Genomic DNA, 1,233 nt, shown 5'->3' with positions numbered 1-1,233 from the left:
ACTTCTGACCGGCCGGACCGTTCCAAGTCGTTGCCGGGCAGGGACGACAGCCGGGAATGAGCAAGACGCGCTCGCCAAGCCGTTGCCGGAGGGAACGGACATAGCGGCTCCGCGACCCACCCGGACGCAACAGGCTGGCGGAATCTGGCCATAGCTCACGCGAGCGGCGTCCAGTTGTGAGGTCGCCATGCGCTTTCGGGCGCGCGGGTCGGCGAGTCCATTCTCGTCGCATGCAGCAAGTGTGACTGGAAGGCCGCCTATGGCCGAAACGAGCTGATCGCTTCTCACGGCGCGGGGTATCCGCTGCCGAGCCTACTCAACAAATTAGGGAAGCTCTGATCAACGCGGCGATGCGATCGTTTGTGGCTTAGGCGAACGTTTTTTTCTTGTCAAAGCCGCCAACTCACAGCGGCGGGCGGGAGCGGATGGCCTGATCTCGTCAGGCGGACGCAAGTGTCCTGCGGGCGAGATACAGGTTTGCGAGTGCCAACAGCGAGAACACCTGGGCCCCGTTCTTGGCGATGCCGCGATAGCGCACTTTTCGATAGCCGAACTGGCACTTAATGACACGAAATACATGCTCGACTTTCGCGCGCACCTTGCCGACCCTACGATTGCGCGCACGCTGGCGGGCCGTCAGCCTGCCGCCGGGTTTGGCCTTCTCCTTCACCGCCCAGAGCACGCCCGTCGCCTCCGCGGCGCGCTTCTTCGCATCGCTGGCGTAGCCCTTGTCGCCATAGACCGCGGTGTCGTCATCGCGGACCAAACGGTCCATCACCTTCGCATCGTGCACGTTGCCGCTCGTCACGCCCGCGGTGTGCACAAGCCCGCTGCTGGCATCGACGCCCACGTGCGCCTTCATGCCGAAGTACCATTGGTTGCCCTTCTTCGAGGAATGCATCTGCGGATCGCGCTTGCCCGCCTCGTTCTTGGTGGACGGCGAGGCGGCGATTAATGTCGCATCGACGATCGTGCCACCGCGCAGCAACGCGCCGCGCGCTTCGAGATACTCTGCTACCGCTTCGAACACCGTCTTCGTCAGTTCATGTGCTTCGAGCAGATGCCGGAAGTTCAAGATCGTCGTCTCGTCCGGGATCGGATCGCGTCCGAGTTCGAGATTGCAGAACGCGCGCATCGACTGGATATCGTACAGCGCTTCCTCGGCGCCCGGATCAGACAGATTGTACCACTGCTGCAGGCAGTAGATGCGCAACATCACGGCGATCGGAAACG

1 protein-coding gene is annotated in these 1,233 nt (G+C 62.6%); it reads right to left on the bottom strand.

The features are described from left to right. Positions 1–439 precede the first annotated feature (439 nt). Positions 440–1,233: IS5 family transposase (locus tag VMT30_05480; GenBank protein HVQ44388.1), on the bottom strand; the 794-nt coding region annotated here is incomplete at its 5' end.

Source organism: Candidatus Saccharimonadia bacterium (assembly GCA_035544015.1).
GTDB lineage: Bacteria > Patescibacteriota > Saccharimonadia > UBA4664 > UBA4664 > UBA5169.
Note: the sequence above shows the minus strand (reverse complement) of the source record. Positions and strands in the feature narration are given on the sequence as shown.